Consider the following 19,843-nt stretch of genomic DNA (forward strand, 5'->3'; position numbering starts at 1 on the left):
GGGGCGTCCGTGTGCTTCAGGACCGGAGGCGGAGGGCTACGCGCTCTCCTTCTTGGGCTCCGTCTCCTTGTTGTCCTGGGAGTGGAGCACCACCGGCTCGCTCTTCTTGAGGATGACCTCCTCGGAGATGACGACCTCGCGAGCCGTCTTGCGCGAGGGCAGCTCGTACATCACGTCCAGCATCGAGCCCTCGAGGATGGAGCGCAGGCCGCGGGCGCCCGCCTTGCGGCGGATGGCCTCGGAGGCAATCGCCTTGAGCGCCCCGTCCGTGAACTTCAGCGAGATGCCGTCCAGCTCGAAGAGCTTCTTGTACTGCTTGGTCAGCGCGTTCTTCGGCTGGCTGAGGATGTTCACCAGCGCGGGCTCGTCCAGCTCCTCGAGCGCGGTGACGATGGGCAGACGGCCGATGAACTCCGGAATCATGCCGAACTTCAGCAGGTCCTCCGGCTCCACGTGCTTGAGCAGCTCGGTGAGGTTGCGCTGCTTCTTGGACTGGATGTCCGCGCCGAAGCCCAGGCTGCGCCCGCCGAGCCGCCGCTCGATGATCTGCTCGAGGCCGCCGAAGGCGCCGCCGCAGATGAAGAGGATGTTCGTCGTGTCCACCTGCAGGAACTCCTGCTGCGGGTGCTTGCGGCCCCCCTTGGGCGGCACGTTGGCGATGGTGCCCTCGATGATCTTCAGGAGCGCCTGCTGCACGCCCTCGCCCGACACGTCGCGGGTGATGGAGGGGTTCTCCGACTTGCGGGCGATCTTGTCGATCTCGTCGATGTAGACGATGCCGCGCTGGGCGCGCTCGATGTCGTGGTCGGCCGCCTGGAGCAGGTTGACGATGATGTTCTCGACGTCCTCACCCACGTAGCCGGCCTCGGTGAGGCAGGTAGCGTCCGCGATGGTGAAGGGCACGTTGAGGATGCGCGCGAGCGTCTGCGCCAGCAGCGTCTTGCCGCTGCCGGTGGGGCCGAGCAGAAGGATGTTGCTCTTCTGCAGCTCCACGTCGTCCATGGCCACCTTGGACTCGATGCGCTTGTAGTGGTTGTGCACGGCCACCGAGAGGGTCTTCTTGGCCCGCTCCTGGCCCACCACGTACTCGTCGAGGATGGCCTTGATCTCACTGGGCCGAGGAATCCTCAGCTTGGTGTCCTTGGTCTCCTCGCGGTCGATCTCCTCCGCGATGATGTCGTTGCACAGCCCGATGCACTCGTCGCAGATGTAGACCGTCGGTCCCGCGATGAGCTTCTTCACCTCTTTCTGCGACTTGCCGCAGAACGAACAGCAGAGGGACTGGTTGTCTCGCTTCTCCACGTTCTTACCCGCCATGTAAGCCCTCGCTGCAACTGCCTGGAGGTGCGCTCTCCACCGGCCCGCCCCCCCTGCCTTCCGCCAATCTAGTCAGCCCCCTTCCGGGGCGTCCACGCGCTTGCGGGGTACTTAACACCCCCCAACATCCAGCGCAGAAAACAGAAGCCGGAGACGCGGTGCAGCATTCCCGCGGCTCCGGCCTGAGTGCCCCTCGAGGGGGCGCGTCTACTTGCGCTCGCCCGGAGGTGACAGGACCTTCCGGGGAATCTGTACCTCGTCGATGATGCCGTAGGACTTCGCCTCGGCCGCGCCCATGAAGTAGTCGCGGTCCGTGTCCTTCTCCACACGCTCGATCGACTGACCGGTGTGCTTGACGATGAGCTCGTTGAGCTTGGCGCGCATCCGGAGGATTTCCTTGGCCTGGATCTCAATGTCCGTGGCCTGACCGCGCACCCCGCCCAGGGGCTGGTGAATCATGATGCGCGAGCTGGGCAGCGAGTAGCGCTTGCCCTTGGCGCCGGCCAGCAACAGGACGGCCCCCATGGAGGCCGCCTGCCCCACGCAGATGGTGGACACCTGGGGCTTCACGTACTGCATGGTGTCGTAGATGGCCAGGCCCGCCGTCACCGAACCACCGGGCGAGTTGATGTAGAGGTTGATGTCCTTGTCCGGGTCCTCGGACTCGAGGAACAGGAGCTGGGCGACGATGACGTTGGCGACGTCATCGTCGATCTCCGTTCCCAACATGACGATCCGGTCCTTCAGGAGCCGGCTGTAGATGTCGTACGAGCGCTCCCCTCGGTGGGTCTGCTCAATGACGTAGGGAACGGGCATGAAGGGCATGACAACCTCTCGAAGGGTCTAAGGAAGAACTCCTAGGAATACTTCGCCTGACCCTTCAGGAATTCAATCGTCTTTTCTTCACGGAGTCGGAGGCTCAACCCCTGCCGCTCCTCCGGGCCCTTGAAGTACTTGCGAACGACGGAGACAGCCTGGTTGGCCTCCTTGGCCAGCTCCTCGATCTTCTTCTCCATCTCCTCGTCGGAGGTCTGGATGTTCTCCTTCTGGGCAATGGCCTCGATGAGGAGCGCTCCCTTTACTTCCTTGGTGGCCTCCTCACGCAGGTCCTCGCGCAGCCGGGCGAAGTCCAGGTTGAGCTGGCGCGGGTCCATGCCCATGCGGGCCATGGCGCGCAGCCGGTTCTCCAGCATGTTGTCGATGGTGCGCTCCACCATGGAGCGGGGCACCTCGAAGGCGTTGCGCTCGATGAGGCCCTTGAGGAGGGCATCGCGCTCGTCACCCTGGGCCTTGTTGCGCTTGCCCGTCTCCAGGTCCGTGCGCACCTTGCCGCGCAGCTCCTCGAGCGTCTGGGCCTGGCCGGACTCCTTGGCGAAGTCGTCGTTGAGCTCGGGGACGACCTTCTTCTTCAGCCCCTTGAGGGTGAAGTGGAAGTGGGCCGTCTTGCCCTTCACGTCCTCGACCCGGTAGTCGGCCGGGAAGGCGTAGTCGAGCTCCTTGGCGTCGCCAACCTTGGTGCCCTCGAGGGCGGCCACGTTGGACTCCACCAGCTCGCCGGGGGCCAGCTCCACCGTCACGCCGTCCGCCTTGCTGCCGGGGAACTCCTTGCCCTCCACGGTGGCGGAGTAGTCCACGGTGGCGAAGTCACCAGCCTGGGCCACGTCACGACCCTCCACCGGCTCCAGCCGGGCCATGCTCTGGCGCAGCTGCTCCAGGCGGTCGTCCACCTCCTTGTCCTCGACCTTCGTCTCGGCACGGGTGAGCGGCAGGCCCTGGTAGTCCTTGGCCTCCACCTTGGGCTTCACCTCGACGCGGGCCTCGAAGGAGAAGGGGGCGTCGGTCTTGAGGCCGGAGTTGTTGGTCACCTGGGGCGGCGCCACGGCCTCCACCTTGTGCTCCCGCACGGCCTCCAACCAGGCGTTCTGCACCACGCGCTGGATGACCTCGTCCTCCACCTGCTCCCGGAAGCGCTGCTCGAGGATGCGGCGAGGCACCTTGCCCTGCCGGAAGCCGGGCAGCTTCACCTGCTTGCCGAGTGCGGCGTACGCGCGGGTGAGCTCGTCGGCCACGCGGGCGTTCTCGACCTCGATGGAGAGCTTCTTCTCGATGGGGGAGAGCTCCTCGACCTGGACCTTCATGGGATGCCTCGCTCGCGCCGGGCGCACGGTGGACGCCGGCGTGTCGAATGGGTGAAGAAGTGCAAATGTGGGACGTGCGCCTTTAGGAGATAGGTCCGGTCCGGTCAACGCGAAATGGCCGGATTGGGCGAGGAGGGACTCGAACCCTCACACCTTGCGGTACCAGATCCTAAGTCTGGCGCGTCTACCAGTTTCGCCACCCGCCCGGGCGCTGTGCGTGCGTTCTACTGGAAACAGGGGATCGGGCGCACGCGAATCCAGAGCCCCAAAAAGGCACCGGGGCTCTCTCATTTCTGAGAGAGCCCCGGCAGTGAGAGCGGAGGGAATCGAACCCACAACCTATGGATTAAGAGTCCATTGCTCTACCAATTGAGCTACGCTCCCGACTCTTGTGCGCCGCCGCGGTTCGTCACCGCGCGTCGACGGGGGCGGCTTGTATAGGGCCCCACCCCCCACGTCAAACTCTTTTTTTCAGGGCTCCTTCGCAACCGGTTCGCGGCCGCTCTGGCGAGCCCGTCTGCCCTCCGGCCGGGCCTGGACGTCCGTTCAGTAAAGGGGATGCCAACGCGCGCTGTCCGGGGTTGAATCGTCCCCGAGGTGCGGGCGGACGGAGGTCGTTCGCCCTTTTCGCAGGCGGAGAACAGAGCAGCGGCATGGAAGCACACAACAAGACGGAAACCGCGTCGGGCCCGTGGAACCCCGAGCGCGTGGAGCTCATCAAGCGGACCATCTGCCCCAAGGGCATCGGGGAGGACGAGTTCGCGCTCTTCATCGAGCAGTGCAAGCGCTCCGGGTTGGACCCGTTGCTGAAGGAGGCCTTCTGCGTGGCCCGCCGGCAGAACGCGGGCAACCGGGAGAGACCCAACTGGGTGACGCGCTACGAGTTCCAGCCCTCGGAGGCGGGGATGCTGGCGCGGGCGGAGCGCTTCCCGGACTTCAAGGGCATCCAGGCGAGTGCGGTGTACGCCGAGGATGACATCATCGTGGACCAGGGGAAGGGCGAGGTGGTGCACCGCTTCAACCCGGCCAAGCGCAAGGGCAGCCTGGTAGGGGCCTGGGCGCGCGTGGTGCGCGAGGGGAAGCTGCCGGTGGTGGTGTGGCTGGACTTCGCGGGCTACGTCCAGCAAACGCCGCTGTGGGCCAAGATTCCCACGACGATGATCGAGAAGTGCGCGCGCGTGGCGGCGCTGCGCAAGGCGTACCCCGAGGCCTTTGGCGGCCTGTACGTGCGCGAGGAGATGCCGGCCGAGGAGTTCGAGCCGCAGCCGGAGCCCGGCCCCCTCACGGGGCATGGTGGCTACGAGGTGCTCGGCGCGCGTCCTGGTCCGATGAAGGCGTCCTTCCCTCCCCTGCCCACGGCACCCCGTGAGGCGCGCGAGGAGAAGGAGCCCGCGGTGGCGCAGGCCCCGCAGGCCCCGGAGACGCCGCGGGAGACCGTGCGTGAACCGGAGCCGGCCGTGGAGTCCGTGAAGGCGCGGCCCTCGGCTCGGTCCGCGAAGGACGTGCGCGAGCCCGCGGCGAAGGAGACCGCACCGGCCGCCGAGCCGGCACCGGCTGCCGAAGCCCCGGCGAAGCTGAAGAGCTCGTCCGTGGTGGTGGCCTTCGGTCCGCACAAGGGCAAGACGGCCTCCGAGCTCAGCGACGAGGAGCTGGCCGAGACGATCGACCTGGCCCACGAGAAGCTGATGGAGCAGCCCAAGGCGAAGTGGGCCCGGGCGATGCGCGAGAACCTCGCGGCGCTCGAGACCGAGGCCGAGCTGCGCTGCCGCGTTCCCGCGGCGGACGACGCCAAGGCCTGAGCTGTCAGGAGAGGAAGAAGTCCCCGGCGTGGCGGCACCCTCGAAAGGGGGTGCTGCTGCGCGCCCGGAGGGACTTGAACCCCCAACCCTTGGCTTCGAAGGCCAATGCTCTATCCAGTTGAGCTACGGGCGCAGAAGAGAGGGGAATTCAGGTGGGCGGCCAACCGGGATCGAACCGGTAACCTCAGGAGTCACAGTCCTGCGCTCTAACCAGTTGAGCTATGGCCGCCGTCACGTCGAACAACCGTCCTGAAACGTGGCGGCTTCCCTACCGTGGAAACCGATACGGTTCAAGCTCTTTGTCACTGCGGAGGATTGGTACGCCAGGCGGGACTCGAACCCACGACCCCCGGCTTAGAAGGCCGATGCTCTATCCAGCTGAGCTACTGGCGCCCAGGGTCCTCCGTCTACTGCGGTACTGCGATATCGGGGCGAGAGGATTTGAACCTCCGACCCCCTGCGCCCAAGGCAGGTGCGCTACCAGGCTGCGCTACGCCCCGATAAAGGTCGGCATTGTTGAACCATCTCGAACGGACGCGCAAGGCAAACGTGTCTGACGCCTGCTCACCCACCGACAGGTGAGCCCCCCGCCAGGGCCAACAGATGGGGCCTCATTTTCCGGAAGGCAACGCCCCGATGAGAGATGCCCGCCTTCTCCTCCGACGTCAGCTCGGCCAGCGCCTTGCCCTGGGGCAGGACGAAGACCGGGTCGTAGCCGAAGCCGTGCGAGCCCCGGGGCTCATGGCCGATGCGTCCCTCGCAACGGCCCACCTCGATGATGGCGCGGCCCCTCCCCGGCAGCGCCAGGCAGAGCGCGCACACGAAGGCGGCGGTGCGCTCGTCGTCCGGGACGCCGGACAGCTCGCCGAGCAGCTTCTCGTAGCGGGCCTTGTCACTCCCCTCGGCGTAGCGCGCGGAATAGACCCCGGGCCGGCCGCCCAGTGCGTCCACGCACAGCCCCGAGTCGTCGGCCAGCGCCGGCAGCCCGGTGGCCTCGGCGTACTCGCGGGCCTTCTTCTCGGCGTTCCCCTCGAAGGTGTCCTGGTCCTCGACGGGCTCGGGAATGGGCGGGAGGTCGCTCAGGGAGACCACCTCCACCGCATCCCCCACGAGGCCGCGCAGCTCGCGCAGCTTGCCCGGGTTGGTGGTGGCGAAGAGCAGACGGGGCTTCATGGCTTCAACCCTCGAGCACCTTCTGCTGGGCCTCGGTGAGCTGGCGGATGGCGGCCAGTCCCGCGTCCAGCATTCCATCCAGCATCTTGCGGTCGAAGAGCTGGTGCTCGGCGGTGCCCTGCACCTCGACGATGCGGCCATCACCGGTGGCCACGAGGTTCAGGTCCACGTCGGCGGTGGAGTCCTCGTCGTAGTCGAGGTCCACCCGCACCTCGCCCTTCACCACGCCCACGGACACGGCGGCCAGCGGGGTCAGCTTGGGCATGCGCGGCATCACCCCGTCCTTGTGCAGCTTGCGCAGGGCGAGCACCAGGGCCACGTAGGCGCCGGTGATGGAGGCGGTGCGGGTGCCCCCGTCCGCCTGGAGGACGTCGCAGTCCAGGGTGAAGGTGCGGATGCCCAGGCCGGGCAGGTCCACCGCGGCGCGCATGGAGCGGCCGATGAGCCGCTGGATCTCGAGCGTGCGCCCGGTCTGCTTCCCCTTGGCGGCTTCACGCTGCGTACGGGTATGCGTGGAGCGAGGGAGCATGCCGTACTCGGCCGTCACCCAGCCGGAGCCCTTGCCCATCAGGTGCGGCGGGACCTTCTCTTCCACCGAGCAGGTGACGAGCACACGGGTGTGGCCGAACTCCACCTGGGTCGAGCCCTCGGCGTGACGGGTGATACCAGGGGTGAGAGTGACGGGGCGCAGGTCCAGCGCCCCACGGTTGAAGGACCGCATGGGAGGCTCCTCGGCAAAGAAAATGGGCCCGCCTCTCTAGCAGAGGAGGCCCCCCGCTGTCCGGCACGAGTCGCGTCCCGTGTCAGGGGGTGGCGGGAGCCGCCACCTTGGAGGGCTTGGGAGCGTCGCGTTTGCGAACCTCGGCCAGGAAGGCCCGCACCCCCTCGGTGATGGCGATGGCGAGCTTCTCCTGGTGCTCGGCCCGGCCCAGCCGGGCGCCCTCCTCCGGATGGGAGATGTAGCCCACCTCGATGAGGACGGCGGGCGCCTCGACACCGTTGAGGACATAGAAGGGCGCCTGGAGCACCCCCCGATCCGAGCCCCCCGTGGCGGCGATGAGCCGCTGATGGATGGCGTACGCCAGGCGCGAGGAGTCCTGATGCGCCTCCGTGCGCGCGAGGTCGTGGAGGATGAAGGCCAGCGTGGAGTCTCCCCGCGAGTCCTTCGCCGTGGGGGCCTCGGCGTTCTCTCGGTCCGCGGCCGCACGCGCGGTGGCGTTGGAGGCGTTGGCCGAGAGGAAGTACGTCTCGATGCCCTGAATGCGAGCGCGCGTGCGTTTGGTGGGCATCGCGTTGCAGTGGATGGACAGGAAGAGGTCCGGCCCGTGCTTGTTGGCGAACTCCACCCGCTCGGGCAGGGGCACCGACTGGTCCTCGTCGCGCGTCATCAGCACCTGCGCCCCGAGCTCCTTCTCCAGGTGCTCCCGCACCCGGCTGGCGACCTGGAGCGAGATGTCCTTCTCGAGCAGCCCCGTGGGGCTCGTCGCGCCCTCCTTGGCACCGCCGTGGCCCGGGTCCACCACGATGCGAGCGGGGCGCTCGGCCGCGAGCGCGGACAAGGGCAGGCAGAGGAAGACGAGGATGCCGAGGGGGCCGGTGAGACGAAGCATCATGCCGGCCCTGGATGCTACCGGAGGAGGAGCACCGCGGCGACTGGGCCCCGGCGCCCCACGCCTCCCAGGCCCACTATCCAACGACCTCGATGCCGGTGCGGCCCTCGCCCACCTCTCCGATGAGGGCCACATCCACCCCGGCCCGCTCCAGCGCCCGGTACGCCTTCGCCACGTCCCGCGCCGGCACCGAGGCCAGCAGGCCCCCGTTCGTCTGCGCGTCGGCGAGCACCCACTGGATGTCCTCGGGCAGCCCCTTGGGGAAGCGCACCTTCTTGGCCACGTGGGCCAGGTTCGACTTCGTCCCGCCCGGCACCACGCCCTGCTGCGCCAGCGCCGGCACCTCGGCGAGGATGGGGATGCGCTCCAGGTCCAGGAAGGCCTTGGCCTTGGCCCCCGTCATCATCTCCAGCAGGTGACCCAGCAGGCCGTAGCCCGTCACGTCCGTGAGGGCGTTCACCTTGAACTTCCCCGAGGCGAACACCTCTCCGGCCTTCTTGTTCAGCGCCGACATCAGCGCCACCACGCGCTCCGTCAGCTCCTCGGAGGCCACGCCGCGCTTGATGGCCGTGGTGGCGATGCCCGAGCCCAGGGGCTTCGTCAGCATCAGCACGTCCCCCGGCTTCGCCCCGGCGTTCGTCAGCACCTTCTTCGGGTGCACCTGGCCCGTCACCGCCAGGCCGTACTTCGGCTCGGGGTCCTGCACCGAGTGCCCACCCAGGATGGGGATGCCCGCCTCGTCCGCCTTCGCCTGGCCTCCCGCCAGAATCCGGGAGAGCTCGTCCAGCGGACGGTCCTTGGGGAAGCCCACCAGGTTGAGCGCGAACAGCGGCTTCGCGCCCATGGCGTAGATGTCCGACAGAGCGTTCGCCGCCGCGATGGCCCCGAACTGATACGGGTCGTCCACCACGGGCGGGAAGAAGTCCACCGTGCTCACCAGCGCCATCCCCGGCGCCACACGATACACGGCCGCGTCATCGTTGGTGTTGAAGCCCACCAGCGCCCTCGTGTCCTTCGCAGTCTTCAGTTGGCGCAGGACCTGCGCCAGGTCCGCGGCCCGGATCTTGGCCGCTCAACCCGCGCAATGTGACAACTCGGTCAGCCTGCGCGGCTTCTGCTCTTCGGACACGGTGAACCTCGAAACCCATGTGAATGGGAGTGGCCCCTCTCCGGAGGAAGAGGGGGGAACATCCGCGAGCGCTCAGCTGGCTCGCACGTACTCGCGCTTGATGAGCTGCAGCACTGCCTCGGCCGCCATCACGTCGTCCTGCTCCGAATGGTCCAACACCCCACCCAGCGACCCGTAGTTGTGCACCGCCTGCAGCACGTCCAGCAGCTCCGGCGTCAGCTCGCGCAGCGGCGCCGTCATCGGCTGGGCCAGCATCAGCTGCGTGCTCATCGCCGGCAGCTCCTTCTGGATGCGCTTGTACTCATCCAGCTGCCTCAGCGCGTCCATCAGCAGCGCCTCGGTGGACGAGTCCATCTCCACCATGAACTCCTGGGGATCCGCCGGCCGCAGCTCGAAGTCGCCCTGCTCCCAGGTGACGATGCGGTTGAAGCTCTTCTGCGGCCCCAGGTTGTGGTTCTCGTCGATGACCGCGTAGTACACGCGGCCCTGGCGCAGGTAGATCTTCCCCTCGTGGTCGTTGCTGACCACCAGCACGCCGTTCTTCTTCGACGTGTGGAAGAGCTGGAGCAGGTCCGGCAGCGGAATCTCCTCGATCTTCCCCGTCATGGACGAGGCCTTCGTCGAGGTGCGCGCCGCCTGCACCGCCACCTCCTCCAGCCGCTGCTTGGCGACGGCGTCGTCGACCTCGCCCGCGCCGGCCCCCTGCAGGATGAGCTTGAGGATGGAGGTGCCGATCAGGATGCGGTCCCCCTCCTTGAGCGTCGCCTGCTTCACCTTCTCGCCATTGACGAACGTGCCATTGGTCGAGCCCAGGTCCTCGATGGAGATCTGCCCGGCCCCGCTGACCACGATGCGCGCGTGCTTGCGCGAGACCATGTCCTCGACGAGCACCATGTCGAGCTCGCTCGAGCGGCCGATGACGATCTGCTTCTCCGCCTTCAGCGGGAACTCACCGCCCTGATATTTGCCGGAGATGAACTTGAGCGCGTAATTCTTGCCCGGCGTCGGAGTGCTCACGGTGCTGCGTCCTCGAGAATGAGTGTTGCCATGGCCCCTCGCATCCCTCCGCCCATTCCAACCCGACCCCAGTGCAGAGCCATCTGAGAATAGCGCAGAGCCTACATGAGACCGGGCGAAAAAAAGAATTCCTCGCCGTTACGGACCAACGAGAGCCGGCGCTGGCCCCGCTCGTCCACGGGCCGGGAGGGCACCTGTCCCTCCAGCCGCCACTGCTCGGTGGCCACCGCCTCGTCGCGCTCGAGCCGCAGGAACCACGCCTCCGCCCGGTAGCGGCGCCGCTGGAGGCTCATCACCCGCGCCAGCTCCTCCTCCCCTCCCCCACCGTCGGCCTCCGCGCCCGGCACGAGCAGCCCCGCCAGCGCCTCCCGGTCCCCCGCCTCCAACGCCCGGCGCCGGGACTCCAGCGCCCGCACCACCGCCGCTAGCCGGGGTGCGGCCAGCCCCTCCGGCATCCACTCGCGCCCGCGGCGGACGAAGGCAATCCGCTCCACCCCGAGCGAACTGACCTCGGTGCGGCCCAGCCGGCCACGGAAGTCCAGCGTGGCCCAGGCCACGGCGCGCTGCCCGCCCGGCTCCACGTTGACGGTGATGCGCGCGAAGTGGTGCGCCAGGGACGTGAGCGGCTCGCCCACTCCGGGCAGGACGAGCGACAGCCCGTCCCGCTCGGTGCCCTTGAGGTGCGTGATGATCTCCACCTCCGGCCCGGCCGCGACGCCCAACAGGCGAGGCACCAGCACCACCATGGCGGCCGCGGCGGCCAGCACGGCGATGAGCACCCCGCCCAGCCGGCTCCAGGCCTCGGAGCTCCTCACGAGCCCATCATCCTCCGGGCCCTCTCAGCGGCCGGCGTCCCCGGCAGGCGCTCGATGACCCGCTGCAGCGTCTGCTTCGCTTGCTCGGGCTCGTTGAGCTCCAGGTAGGCGGCATGCAGGTTGAACAGGGCGTCCGCCTCGAGCTCGGTGCCCGGGTAGTTCTTCAGCAGCCCCTCCAGCCGCTGCACCACGGCCTTCCAGCGCTTGCGCCTGGCGTAGAAGTTGGCCACGTACATCTCGTGCTCGGCCAGCCGCCGGCGCGTCTCCTCGAGCTTCTCCTTGGCCTCGGGGACGTACTGGGAGTTGGGGTACTGGCGGACAAAGTCGTTGAGCGACGCGAGCGCCGCCACCACCTCGGTCTGGTCCTTCTCCTTCGAGGGCGGCAGGAGGAAGAAGTCCGAGGGGATGTCCGCGAAGTGGGTGAGGGCCGCCCGGTACGCGGCGTAGTCCACCTTGGCGTGCGTGGGGTGGAGCTTGATGAAGGACTGGAACTTCTCGCGCGCCTCCGGGTAGTGCTCCTGGGCGAAGTCGAGGTCCGCCAGCTTCAGCTCGGCCTCATTGGCCACGTCGAGGTAGGGGTACTTGGTGCGGACGTGCTCGTAGTACCGCTCCGCCTGGAGGAAGTCCTTGCGCTCCAGGGCCTCGTCGCCCAGTTGGAGGTTGGTCTCCGCCGCGGAGGCGTAATCCGGCTCCCCGGCCTGGCCGGTGGAGAGGGCCGCACAGCCGGCGGCGTTGCACAGAAGGGCAGTCAGGCAGACAGCTCGAAGGAAACGCATGGGTAGGTAAGCAAGCTAATCGCCCGGACCCGAAGGTTCCAGCGTCGCGTCACCGAGTACCCGCTGGATGACGTCTGGGGAAAAGCCCCGGCTGAACAGGAGGCGGCCGGCCCGGGCCTTTTCCTTGGGCTCCAGTTCCCGGCCCAACAACCCCCGCCGCTCCAGCACCTGGCGCGCGGCAGCCTCCGCGTCGAACTCCACCGCACCGCTGGCCGCGGCCACCGCCTCGCTCGCCGCCTCGCGGCTCAGCCCATGGGCCTCCAGCCGCTGCTGCACCGCCTGGGGGCCGTACTTGCCCCGCCCGAGCAGCACCGCCGCCCGGTCCCGAGCGAAGCGCTCGTCGTCCAGGTAACCCCAGCCCTCCACCTTCCCCAGGGCGCTCCTGCACACCGGCTCGGAGAAGCCCTTGCGCTCGAGCGCCGTCTGCAGCTCGTGCCGGCTGCGGGCGCGAACGGCCAACAGTCGCAGGCACACGTCCGTCGCGCGCCTGACTTCCTCGGGGGTGTCGTCCTCGGAGTCCATCGCCTGCTCTCTAGCATGTGGTAACAGGCGCGGCATGCACCCCCTCATCTCCCGCTACCTCAGCCCCGAAGCCGCCCGCGAGACGCTCCAGAAGGAGAAGGACGGCGCGCCCCTCGAGCCCGAGGAGCGGTTCTTCGTCCAGACCGCCGCCGCCCACCCGGACAAGCGCAACGCCCTGCTGGGAGGCAAGGGCAAGCACCACCTCTCCTCGGATGCCGAGGCAGCGGTCGTCTTCCTGGCCGCCTACGCCGCCGCGCGAGCCATCGCCGAGGACCCCGCCCTCTCCGCCGCCACCGCCAAGGCCCGCGAGTCCCTCAAGGAGGAAGGCGCCACCGAGGACGAGACGGACGCCTTCATCGCCTCCATCCTGCTGGAGGAGGCCTTCGGCTACGAGGAGGAGGTGGAGGCCTTCGACAGCACCTACATCCAGGAGACGCTCGGCGAGGTGCCCGCGCTCGCCGCCCTCTCCCGCGAGCAGGTGGACGCCTTCCTCATCGGCTTCGAGAAGGCGGGTCGGGACGAGACGGAGCGGAATGTCCGCGCCCGCATCTCCCGGGCCCTGGTGAACACCGCCTGGGGCGAGGGGCCCACCCCCATCAACCCCGAGCACATGGAGGCGCTCTACGAGGCCGAGATCGCCGACAAGCCCGAGGCCGAGATGGAGGCCGGACTGCGCGCCACCGTGGAGTTCCTCCAGGTGCTGGCCAAGGAGGGGCTCATCGGCCCCCAGCGGCTCTCGCGCCTGCGGGCACAGCTCGGGGACGAGGAGGCTTAGGCGGGGACCTCATGCGGCGTCCTTCTCGGGTCCGGGGGGCTTGTCCTGCGTGCCCTCCGCCGAGGCCACCAGCGCGGCCAGCTCCTCGCCCGACATCACCTCCCGGGCGAGCAGCCGCGCAGCCCCTTCCCGAAGCAGATCGATGTTCTCGCTGAGCACGCGTGTCACCCTGGCGTGCTGCGAGTCCAGCAGGCCTCGGATCTCCTGGTCGATGCGCCGGGCCAGCTCCTCGCTGTAGTCGCCGCGCGAGCCCGGCACGCTCCCGTCGTACAGGGGCGAGCGCCGCTCCAGGTCGAACGTCACCGGGCCCAGCGAGTCGCTCATCCCGTACCCCTTCACCATGCTCCGGGCGATGTCCGTGGCCTTGAGCAGGTCGTCCTGTGCGCCCGTGGAGACCTCCCCGTACACCAGCTCCTCGGCCACCCGACCCCCCAGCAGCACGGCGATGCGCGCCTCCAGCTCGCCGCGCGTCATCAGGTAGCGGTCCTCCGTGGGCAGCTGCAGCGTGTACCCCAGCGCCCCGATTCCCCTCGGGATGATGGAGATCTTCTTCACCGACTGGCCCGAGGCGAGCAGGGTGCTCGCCAGCGCATGGCCCATCTCGTGGTGAGCCACGCGCTCGCGCTCCGCGTGGGACAGCACGCGGTTGCGCTTCTCCGGGCCCGCCACCACCCGCTCCACCGACTCCTCCAGCTCGGCGCGGCCCACCGTCTGCTTCTGCCGGCGCACCGCCAGCAGCACCGCCTCGTTGAGGATGTTGGCCAGGTCCGCGCCCACCGCCCCCACCGTCATCGCCGCCACGAACTCCAGGTCCTTCTCGTCCTCCAGCGGCACCTTGCGCGCGTGCACCTTCAGGATGGCCAACCGCCCCGCCCTATCCGGCCGGTCCACCAGCACGTGCCGGTCGAAGCGCCCGGCGCGCAGCAGCGCCGGATCCAGGATCTCCGCCCGGTTCGTCGCCGCCATCAGGATGACGCCCCCGCGCGGATCGAAGCCGTCCAGCTCCACCAGGAGCTGATTGAGCGTCTGCTCGCGCTCCTCATGGGAATTGGGCCCCGTGCCACGCACCTTTCCCAGGGCGTCCAGCTCGTCGATGAAGATGATGCACGGCGCCTTCTGCCGGGCCTGGGCGAACAGGTCGCGCACCCGCGCGGCGCCAACGCCCACGAACATCTCCACGAACTCCGAGCCGCTCATGCTGAAGAACGGCACGTCGGCCTCGCCCGCCACCGCTCGCGCCAGCAACGTCTTGCCCGTGCCCGGCGGGCCCACCAGGAGAATGCCCTTGGGCACCTTGCCGCCCATCCGCGAGAACCGGTCCGGCGAGCGCAGGAAGTCGATGACCTCCTGCAGCTCCGACTTCGCCTCGTCCACGCCCGCCACATCCGAGAAGCGCACGGGGATGGACTTCTCCACGTACACCTTCGCCTTGCTGCGCCCCACCGACAGGTAGCCACCGGGAGTCCCCGTCCCCGTCCCCGCCGACGGCGACAGCCGCATCACCAGGAAGACGAGCCCCAGCGGCAGCACGAAGAGGCCCAACTGGACCCACGGGTTGCCCGGCACCGTCCCCGTCACCTTCACCCCGTGCGCGACCAGCTCGCGCATCAGCTCCGGATCCTCCACCCGGATGACGACGAAGGGCTTCGGCTCACCGCCCGGCGGCTCGGGTGCCATCGTCCCGCTGATGCGATCAGCCGAGACGGTCACCTCCCGCACCTTCCCAGCCGTCAGCGCCTCACGAAACTCGGAGTACGAGAAGGAGGCGTGCTCCACGCGGTCCAGCAGCTGGTAGCCCAGCGCCAGGAGCACCATGAACAGCAACAGCTGCCACCATCGGCCGCGCTCCACGGAAGGCTTGGGGTTCATCATCGGGTTCTCGGTGCGGCCATTGAGCCACGAACCCGGCCCGGAGCAAACGGTGTTCCACCCACGGTGCCCCGCGCCTCCAGCGCCCCTGATTCAGGAGCCTGCAAGAGGTGCGGACGGGGCACCGGGCACCGCAAGGATTGCGGCGTGACGCCTAGAAGCGCTCGATCTGGAAGTCGTCGTCGCCAGCGGGAGCCTTCGGTGCCGCGGGCGCGGGCGCCGGTGCCGCGGGACGGGGAGCCGCCGCGCCCACCGTCGGAATCCCCGCGCGGGAGGTGGGGGGAGCGGCAGCGGGCACGCCCGGACGAGGCACGGAGGAAGGCGAACCGGGAACGCCCGGACGGGCCGCGGCGGGCGTGGGCGCCGGACGGGCCGGGGGCGCGGCGGGCGCGGGCTGCTGGCTCTGGCCGAAGCTGGCCGAGCCCGGAATGGGCTTGGCGCCGCCGCCCTCGAAGTTGTCCCACTTCGAGTCCGAGGTGGCGCTGATGCCGGAGAAGCGCAGCGCGAAGTCGTCCGGGTTGGTGGCCTGCCGGTGGGCCTCCTCGTAGGTGACGAGCCCCTGGCGCACCAGCGACATCAGCGACTGGTCGAAGGTCTGCATCCCGTACGTGTCGAAGCCCTGGGAGATGGCGTCGGGGATCTCCTTCGTCCGGTCCTTGTCCTCGATGAGCTCCTTCACGCGCGTGGTGCAGCGCAGCACCTCCACCGCGGCCACGCGGCCCTTGCCGTCCGCGCGCGGAATGAGGCGCTGGCTCACCACCGCCTTGAGCACGCTCGCCAGCTGGATGCGCACCTGCTTCTGCTGATACGGCGGGAAGGCCGACACGATGCGGTTGATGGTCTCCGTGGCGTCCAGCGTGTGCAGCGTGGACATCACCAGGTGGCCCGTCTCCGCCGCCGCGAGCGCCGTCTCGATGGTCTCGTGGTCACGCATTTCGCCCACGAGGATGACGTCCGGGTCCTGCCGCAGCGCGCTCTTGAGCGCCTGGGCAAACGACATCGTGTCCACGCCCACCTCGCGCTGGTTCACGATGGAGCGCTTGTCCCGGATGAGGAACTCGATCGGATCCTCAATGGTCATGATGTGGTTGGTCTCGGTGGCGTTGATGTGATCGATCATCGCCGCGAGCGTGGTGGACTTGCCCGAGCCCGTGGTGCCCGTCACGAGGATGAGGCCGCGCTCGTCCAGGCAGATCTTCTCCAGGATGGTCGGCAGCATCAGCTCCTTGATGGCCATCACCTTGGTGGGGATGACGCGCATCACCGCGCCAATGGTGCCGCGCTGCTGGAAGACGTTGACGCGGAAACGCCCCAACCCGGGAACGCCGTAGGCCAGGTCCACCTCGTTGCTCTGCTTGAACTTCTCCTTCTGGAACTCGTTCATGATGCCGAAGGCCATGCGCGCCACCTCCTCGGGAGGCAGCCGCTTGCCGTCCTTCAGCGGCACCAGCGAGCCGTCGACCCGGAACATGGGCGGCAGGCCCGCCTTGAGGTGGATGTCGGAGGCACCGCCGCGGAGCGCAATCTGGAGGATCTCGTTGAGTTCCATGGATGGTCCGGGATGGTAGCACGCCCAACCGGTTCGACGAGGGGGCCTGGGACGCGGCTCGAACGCCTGCTGTGTCCCGCAAAGCACAACGGCGGAGGCTCCCGAAGGAACCCCCGCCGTGCGTGTAACTCCAGCGAAACCGAGTGAAGCTGGATTAGCGCTTGGAGAACTGGAAGCGGCGACGCGCGCCCGGCTGGCCGTACTTCTTGCGCTCGACGGCGCGGGCATCACGGGTGAGGAAGCCGGCCTTCTTCAGCGCGGGGCGGAAGTCCGGGTTGTAGTTGCACAGCGCCCGGGACAGGCCGTGGCGGATGGCGCCCGCCTGACCGCTCAGGCCGCCGCCGCGCACGTTGACCTCGATGTCGATCTTCCCCTTCTGCTCCAGCACTTCCAGCGGCTGGTTGAGGATCATCTTCGACGTCTCACGGCCGAAGTACACGTTGATATCGCGGCCGTTGACAATCACAACGCCGGTGCCCGGGCGGATCCACACGCGCGCGGTGGCCTCCTTGCGGCGGCCGGTGCCATAAAAACCCTTCTCGGTGGCGGTAGCCATGTCGTCTCTTCTCTAAAAGGTGCGGAAAGTGTGGAAGGAGAGCTACGCCTCGACCTCGCGCGCCACCGGCTTCTGGGCGGCGTGCGGGTGCTGGTCACCGGCGTACACCTTGAGCTTGGTCATCATCTGGCGGCCGAGCGCGTTGCGCGGCAGCATGCGGCGCACCGCGTTGGCGATGATGTCCTCGGGGTGCCGCTGACGCAGCTTCTCGAGGTTGGTGATCTTCAGGGCGCCCGGGAAACCCGCACGCGGGTGCCGGTAGTACATCTTCGCCTGCTCCTTCTTGCCCGTCACGCGCACCTTGTCGGCGTTGATGACGATGACGTGGTCACCCGTGTCGATGGACGGGGTGTACATCGCCTTGTGCTTGCCCTTGAGCAGCGTGGCGATCTGGCTGGCCGCGCGGCCGAGCACCTTCCCGTTCACGTCGATGATGTGCCAGTCGCGCTTGATATCCGCCGGCTTCGCGCTGTAGGTCCTCTGCGACATTGTTTGAACTCCAAAAGGCATGGTAGGCGCCTGAGGCGCCTGTAGCCGTAGCAACCGCGGTTCCACCCCGTGAACTTCCAGGCTGGACCGGAAAGGCCGACCGTCTTAGAGGGGGGCGGGAGGCAAGTCAAGGTCGCACTGCGTTCAACGTGCCCCACCCGCCGTACCGGTCGGAGCAGGCCCCGGTCCCGCCGGCCCCCCCACAATCGTCCCGGCCGAGGGGGCCGCTCCCCCGCCTGCCCCCTGGGCGCCGGCCTGCGGGGCCTTGAAGCGCTCCTTGAGGTTGGCGAAGAAGTTCTTCTCCTGCGCGGTGGGAGGCCCCTTGCGCGGGGCGTCCAGGTCCTCCAGCTCCACCAGCTCCGGGGGGATGTCCTCCAGGAAGCGCGAGGGGGTGCGCGGCACCTCCTTCCCCCGCTTCACCCGCATGGCAGAGCGGGTGAGGTAGAGGACCTCCTTGGCCCGCGTAATCCCCACGTAGCAGAGCCGGCGCTCCTCCTCGAGGTTCTGCGCCTCGCCCTGCATGCCCTTGTGGGGCATCAGCTCCTCTTCCATTCCGATGAAGAAGACCACCCGGTACTCCAGGCCCTTGGAGGCATGGAGGGTCATCAGGGTGACGGCCTTGTGCGCTCCGGGCACCTCCTCCTCTTCCTGGCGCGTGTCCAGGCTGAGCCGGTTGAGGTACGTGAGGAGGCTGGCCTTGGGGCCCTCGCGCTTCTCGAAGGACTCCAGGGAGTTGATGACGTGGTCGATGGACTTGAGCTTCCGGTCCGCGCTCGCCTGCGAGGTGGTGAGCGACTTGGCGTCGTCCTTGTAGCCAATCTCCTCCAGCAGCTTGCGCGTCACCGCCGCGAGCTGCCCCTGCTCGTACGATTGCCGGTAGCGCTCCACGAGCTGGAGGAAGTCCTTCACCTTCTCGGCCGCGCCCTTGGGCAGATCCTCGTAGCGCTCGGCGCGCTCCATGGCGCCCCAGAGCGACACGCTGTCGCGCCGCGCGTGCGCCACCAACCGCTCCATGGTGACGTCGCCGATGCCTCGCGCCGGCACGTTGATGATGCGCAAGAGCGCCGTCTCGTCCCGCGGGTTGGCGATCAGCTTGAAGTAGGCGATGACGTCCTTCACCTCGCGCCGATCGAAGAACTCGCTGCCCGACACCACCTCGTAGCGGATGCCCTTCTCACGCAGCATCTCCTCGATGGGGTGGGCCTGGCCGTTGACGCGGTAGAGGACGGAGATCTCATCCGCGGGGATGCCTCCGGCCACGAGCTTGGAGACCTCGTGGGCCACGTACCGGGCCTCCTCCTCCTCGGTGGGGGCCGTCACCACCTTGATGCGCGGGCCCCCCTTGCGATCGCACCACATCCGCTTGGCCTTGCGCTCGGGGTTCTTCGCGATGACGGCGTTGGCCGCGTCCAGCACCACCTGGGTGGAGCGGTAGTTCTGCTCCAGCCGCACCTCCTTCGCCCCGGGGAAGAACCCGTCGAAGTTCAGGATGTTGCGCACCTCGGCGCCGCGCCAGCTGTAGATGCACTGGTCGTCGTCGCCCACCACGCACACGTTGCGCGTCTCGCCGCTGGCCAGCAGCTTCAGCAAGTCCAGCTGGGCCTGGTTCGTGTCCTGGAACTCGTCCACCAGGATGTAGCGGAAGCGCCGCGTGTACTTCTCCCTCAGGTCCTCGTGCTCGCGCAGCAGCCGGGACGGGAGGATGAGCAGATCATCGAAGTCCACCGAGCCCTGTGCCTTGAGGGCGAGCTGGTAGGCCTCGTAGACCATGTGGGCGATGAGATCGTAGTCGTCCCCCTTCCCCTCCCCGAGCGGCTCGGGCGTCTTGCCCGCGTTCTTCGCCTTGGAGATGAGGCCGAGCACCTTGCGGGGATCAAAGGTGCGGTCGTCGATGCGCCGCTCCCGCATGGCCCGCTTGATGATGGCCGCCTGATCGCCCTGGTCGGCGATGGAGAACTTCTTGGGCCAGCCCAGCCGGTAGATGTCCTCGCGGAGCATCTCCGCGCCAAAGGCATGGAAGGTGCACACCAGCACGTTCTGGGCGCGAGGCCCGGCCATGTGGACCAGGCGCTCCTTCATCTCCGTGGCGGCCTTGTTGGTGAAGGTGACGGCGAGGATGTTCCGGGCCAGCAGTCCACCCGGCCGCTGGTCGAGCAGGTGGACGATGCGGTTGGTGATGACGCGAGTCTTCCCGCTACCTGCGCCCGCCAGCACCAGGAGGGGGCCCTCGGTGGTGAGCACGGCTTCGCGCTGCGGGGGATTGAGCTTCGAGAGGTCCATTGCGCGCGGCCCGGGGATACCCTTTGATT

At 68.2% G+C, this 19,843-nt stretch carries 18 protein-coding genes and 6 tRNA genes; 2 read left to right on the forward strand and 22 right to left on the reverse strand.

What is annotated here, in order from left to right:
- Positions 1-36 precede the first annotated feature (36 nt).
- The 5 genes from clpX to DAT35_RS43350 form a co-directional block, all read right to left on the reverse strand.
- Complete coding sequence (clpX, locus tag DAT35_RS43330; protein ID WP_108075190.1) at positions 37-1,317, reverse strand: ATP-dependent Clp protease ATP-binding subunit ClpX; 1,281 nt, start codon at positions 1,315-1,317, stop codon at positions 37-39.
- Positions 1,318-1,524: 207 nt separating this feature from the next.
- Positions 1,525-2,142, reverse strand: a complete 618-nt coding sequence (gene clpP / locus DAT35_RS43335; protein WP_108075191.1) for an ATP-dependent Clp endopeptidase proteolytic subunit ClpP — start codon at positions 2,140-2,142, stop codon at positions 1,525-1,527.
- Positions 2,143-2,174: 32 nt separating this feature from the next.
- The gene (tig, locus tag DAT35_RS43340) at positions 2,175-3,455 is read right to left on the reverse strand and encodes a trigger factor (RefSeq protein ID WP_108075192.1); all 1,281 of its coding nucleotides are present in this window, start codon (positions 3,453-3,455) and stop codon (positions 2,175-2,177) included.
- Between the two features lie 124 nt (positions 3,456-3,579).
- A tRNA-Leu gene (locus DAT35_RS43345) sits at positions 3,580-3,661 on the reverse strand.
- Between the two features lie 105 nt (positions 3,662-3,766).
- Positions 3,767-3,839, reverse strand: a tRNA-Lys gene (locus DAT35_RS43350).
- 269 nt (positions 3,840-4,108) lie between these two features.
- Here DAT35_RS43350 and bet point away from each other — a divergent pair.
- Complete coding sequence (bet, locus tag DAT35_RS43355; protein ID WP_108075193.1) at positions 4,109-5,254, forward strand: phage recombination protein Bet; 1,146 nt, start codon at positions 4,109-4,111, stop codon at positions 5,252-5,254.
- A 59-nt stretch (positions 5,255-5,313) separates the two neighbouring features.
- Here the strand turns inward: bet and DAT35_RS43360 are convergent.
- The 12 genes from DAT35_RS43360 to DAT35_RS43415 all read right to left on the reverse strand — a co-directional run bounded on the left by DAT35_RS43360 (position 5,314) and on the right by DAT35_RS43415 (position 12,296).
- Positions 5,314-5,387: transfer RNA gene (locus tag DAT35_RS43360), tRNA-Arg, on the reverse strand.
- Between the two features lie 22 nt (positions 5,388-5,409).
- A tRNA-His gene (locus DAT35_RS43365) sits at positions 5,410-5,483 on the reverse strand.
- Between the two features lie 87 nt (positions 5,484-5,570).
- Positions 5,571-5,647 (reverse strand) — tRNA-Arg (locus DAT35_RS43370).
- A 33-nt stretch (positions 5,648-5,680) separates the two neighbouring features.
- Positions 5,681-5,754: transfer RNA gene (locus DAT35_RS43375), tRNA-Pro, on the reverse strand.
- 64 nt (positions 5,755-5,818) lie between these two features.
- On the reverse strand, positions 5,819-6,427 hold the full coding sequence (gene rdgB, locus DAT35_RS43380) for an RdgB/HAM1 family non-canonical purine NTP pyrophosphatase (RefSeq protein ID WP_108075194.1): 609 nt from the start codon (positions 6,425-6,427) through the stop codon (positions 5,819-5,821).
- Positions 6,428-6,431: 4 nt separating this feature from the next.
- Positions 6,432-7,148 carry a ribonuclease PH gene (rph, locus tag DAT35_RS43385; RefSeq protein WP_108075195.1) on the reverse strand — a complete coding sequence of 239 codons (717 nt, stop codon included), beginning with the start codon at positions 7,146-7,148 and terminating at the stop codon, positions 6,432-6,434.
- 82 nt (positions 7,149-7,230) lie between these two features.
- Positions 7,231-8,040, reverse strand: a complete 810-nt coding sequence (locus DAT35_RS43390; protein ID WP_108075196.1) for an N-acetylmuramoyl-L-alanine amidase — start codon at positions 8,038-8,040, stop codon at positions 7,231-7,233.
- Between the two features lie 73 nt (positions 8,041-8,113).
- Positions 8,114-9,166: a selenide, water dikinase SelD gene (gene selD, locus DAT35_RS43395; protein ID WP_199243171.1), complete on the reverse strand. Its 1,053-nt coding sequence runs from the start codon at positions 9,164-9,166 to the stop codon at positions 8,114-8,116.
- 72 nt (positions 9,167-9,238) lie between these two features.
- Positions 9,239-10,183 carry a DUF4388 domain-containing protein gene (locus DAT35_RS43400; protein ID WP_108075198.1) on the reverse strand — a complete coding sequence of 315 codons (945 nt, stop codon included), beginning with the start codon at positions 10,181-10,183 and terminating at the stop codon, positions 9,239-9,241.
- Between the two features lie 101 nt (positions 10,184-10,284).
- Entirely contained in the window at positions 10,285-10,998 is a 714-nt protein-coding gene (locus tag DAT35_RS43405; RefSeq protein WP_108075199.1) for a hypothetical protein, read from the reverse strand.
- Positions 10,995-11,774, reverse strand: coding sequence for an outer membrane protein assembly factor BamD (locus DAT35_RS43410; protein ID WP_108075200.1), 780 nt, complete (start codon positions 11,772-11,774; stop codon positions 10,995-10,997). The genes DAT35_RS43405 and DAT35_RS43410 overlap by 4 nt, the downstream gene beginning before the upstream one ends.
- 15 nt (positions 11,775-11,789) lie before the next feature.
- The gene (locus DAT35_RS43415; protein ID WP_108075201.1) at positions 11,790-12,296 is read right to left on the reverse strand and encodes a regulatory protein RecX; all 507 of its coding nucleotides are present in this window, start codon (positions 12,294-12,296) and stop codon (positions 11,790-11,792) included.
- Positions 12,297-12,330: 34 nt separating this feature from the next.
- On the opposite strand from DAT35_RS43415, the gene DAT35_RS43420 reads away from it, so the two are divergent.
- Entirely contained in the window at positions 12,331-13,071 is a 741-nt protein-coding gene (locus DAT35_RS43420; RefSeq protein WP_108075202.1) for a hypothetical protein, read from the forward strand.
- A gap of 9 nt (positions 13,072-13,080) precedes the next feature.
- On the opposite strand, the gene ftsH is transcribed toward DAT35_RS43420, so the two are convergent.
- From ftsH to DAT35_RS43445, 5 genes are all read right to left on the reverse strand, one after another.
- Positions 13,081-14,943 (reverse strand): ATP-dependent zinc metalloprotease FtsH, encoded by a 1,863-nt coding sequence (gene ftsH / locus DAT35_RS43425; RefSeq protein WP_233262052.1) that lies wholly within the window; start codon positions 14,941-14,943, stop codon positions 13,081-13,083.
- A gap of 151 nt (positions 14,944-15,094) precedes the next feature.
- The gene (locus tag DAT35_RS43430; RefSeq protein ID WP_108075203.1) at positions 15,095-16,489 is read right to left on the reverse strand and encodes a type IV pilus twitching motility protein PilT; all 1,395 of its coding nucleotides are present in this window, start codon (positions 16,487-16,489) and stop codon (positions 15,095-15,097) included.
- Between the two features lie 154 nt (positions 16,490-16,643).
- Positions 16,644-17,045 (reverse strand): 30S ribosomal protein S9, encoded by a 402-nt coding sequence (gene rpsI, locus DAT35_RS43435; RefSeq protein WP_108075204.1) that lies wholly within the window; start codon positions 17,043-17,045, stop codon positions 16,644-16,646.
- Between the two features lie 42 nt (positions 17,046-17,087).
- A complete protein-coding gene (gene rplM, locus DAT35_RS43440) occupies positions 17,088-17,534 on the reverse strand; it encodes a 50S ribosomal protein L13 (protein WP_108075205.1) in 447 nt (148 codons plus the stop codon).
- A 144-nt stretch (positions 17,535-17,678) separates the two neighbouring features.
- Positions 17,679-19,814: an ATP-dependent helicase gene (locus DAT35_RS43445; RefSeq protein ID WP_108075206.1), complete on the reverse strand. Its 2,136-nt coding sequence runs from the start codon at positions 19,812-19,814 to the stop codon at positions 17,679-17,681.
- Between the last annotated feature and the right edge of the window lie 29 nt (positions 19,815-19,843).

Origin of the sequence: Vitiosangium sp. GDMCC 1.1324 (assembly GCF_003044305.1) — a bacterium.
In the GTDB taxonomy this organism is placed as follows: domain Bacteria; phylum Myxococcota; class Myxococcia; order Myxococcales; family Myxococcaceae; genus Archangium.

What these genes read in the sequence shown, in the direction of transcription:
- DAT35_RS43410 (WP_108075200.1), bottom strand. Translation starts at nt 11,774, where the DNA reads ATGCGTTTCCTTCGAGCTGTCTGCCTGACTGCCCTTCTGTGCAACGCC.
- DAT35_RS43415 (WP_108075201.1), bottom strand. Translation starts at nt 12,296, where the DNA reads ATGGACTCCGAGGACGACACCCCCGAGGAAGTCAGGCGCGCGACGGAC.
- rplM (WP_108075205.1), bottom strand. Translation starts at nt 17,534, where the DNA reads ATGTCGCAGAGGACCTACAGCGCGAAGCCGGCGGATATCAAGCGCGAC.
- DAT35_RS43430 (WP_108075203.1), bottom strand. Translation starts at nt 16,489, where the DNA reads ATGGAACTCAACGAGATCCTCCAGATTGCGCTCCGCGGCGGTGCCTCC.
- rph (WP_108075195.1), bottom strand. Translation starts at nt 7,148, where the DNA reads ATGCGGTCCTTCAACCGTGGGGCGCTGGACCTGCGCCCCGTCACTCTC.
- DAT35_RS43445 (WP_108075206.1), bottom strand. Translation starts at nt 19,814, where the DNA reads ATGGACCTCTCGAAGCTCAATCCCCCGCAGCGCGAAGCCGTGCTCACC.
- DAT35_RS43420 (WP_108075202.1), top strand. Translation starts at nt 12,331, where the DNA reads ATGCACCCCCTCATCTCCCGCTACCTCAGCCCCGAAGCCGCCCGCGAG.
- tig (WP_108075192.1), bottom strand. Translation starts at nt 3,455, where the DNA reads ATGAAGGTCCAGGTCGAGGAGCTCTCCCCCATCGAGAAGAAGCTCTCC.
- clpX (WP_108075190.1), bottom strand. Translation starts at nt 1,317, where the DNA reads ATGGCGGGTAAGAACGTGGAGAAGCGAGACAACCAGTCCCTCTGCTGT.
- rpsI (WP_108075204.1), bottom strand. Translation starts at nt 17,045, where the DNA reads ATGGCTACCGCCACCGAGAAGGGTTTTTATGGCACCGGCCGCCGCAAG.
- DAT35_RS43390 (WP_108075196.1), bottom strand. Translation starts at nt 8,040, where the DNA reads ATGATGCTTCGTCTCACCGGCCCCCTCGGCATCCTCGTCTTCCTCTGC.
- clpP (WP_108075191.1), bottom strand. Translation starts at nt 2,142, where the DNA reads ATGCCCTTCATGCCCGTTCCCTACGTCATTGAGCAGACCCACCGAGGG.
- ftsH (WP_233262052.1), bottom strand. Translation starts at nt 14,943, where the DNA reads ATGATGAACCCCAAGCCTTCCGTGGAGCGCGGCCGATGGTGGCAGCTG.
- bet (WP_108075193.1), top strand. Translation starts at nt 4,109, where the DNA reads ATGGAAGCACACAACAAGACGGAAACCGCGTCGGGCCCGTGGAACCCC.
- rdgB (WP_108075194.1), bottom strand. Translation starts at nt 6,427, where the DNA reads ATGAAGCCCCGTCTGCTCTTCGCCACCACCAACCCGGGCAAGCTGCGC.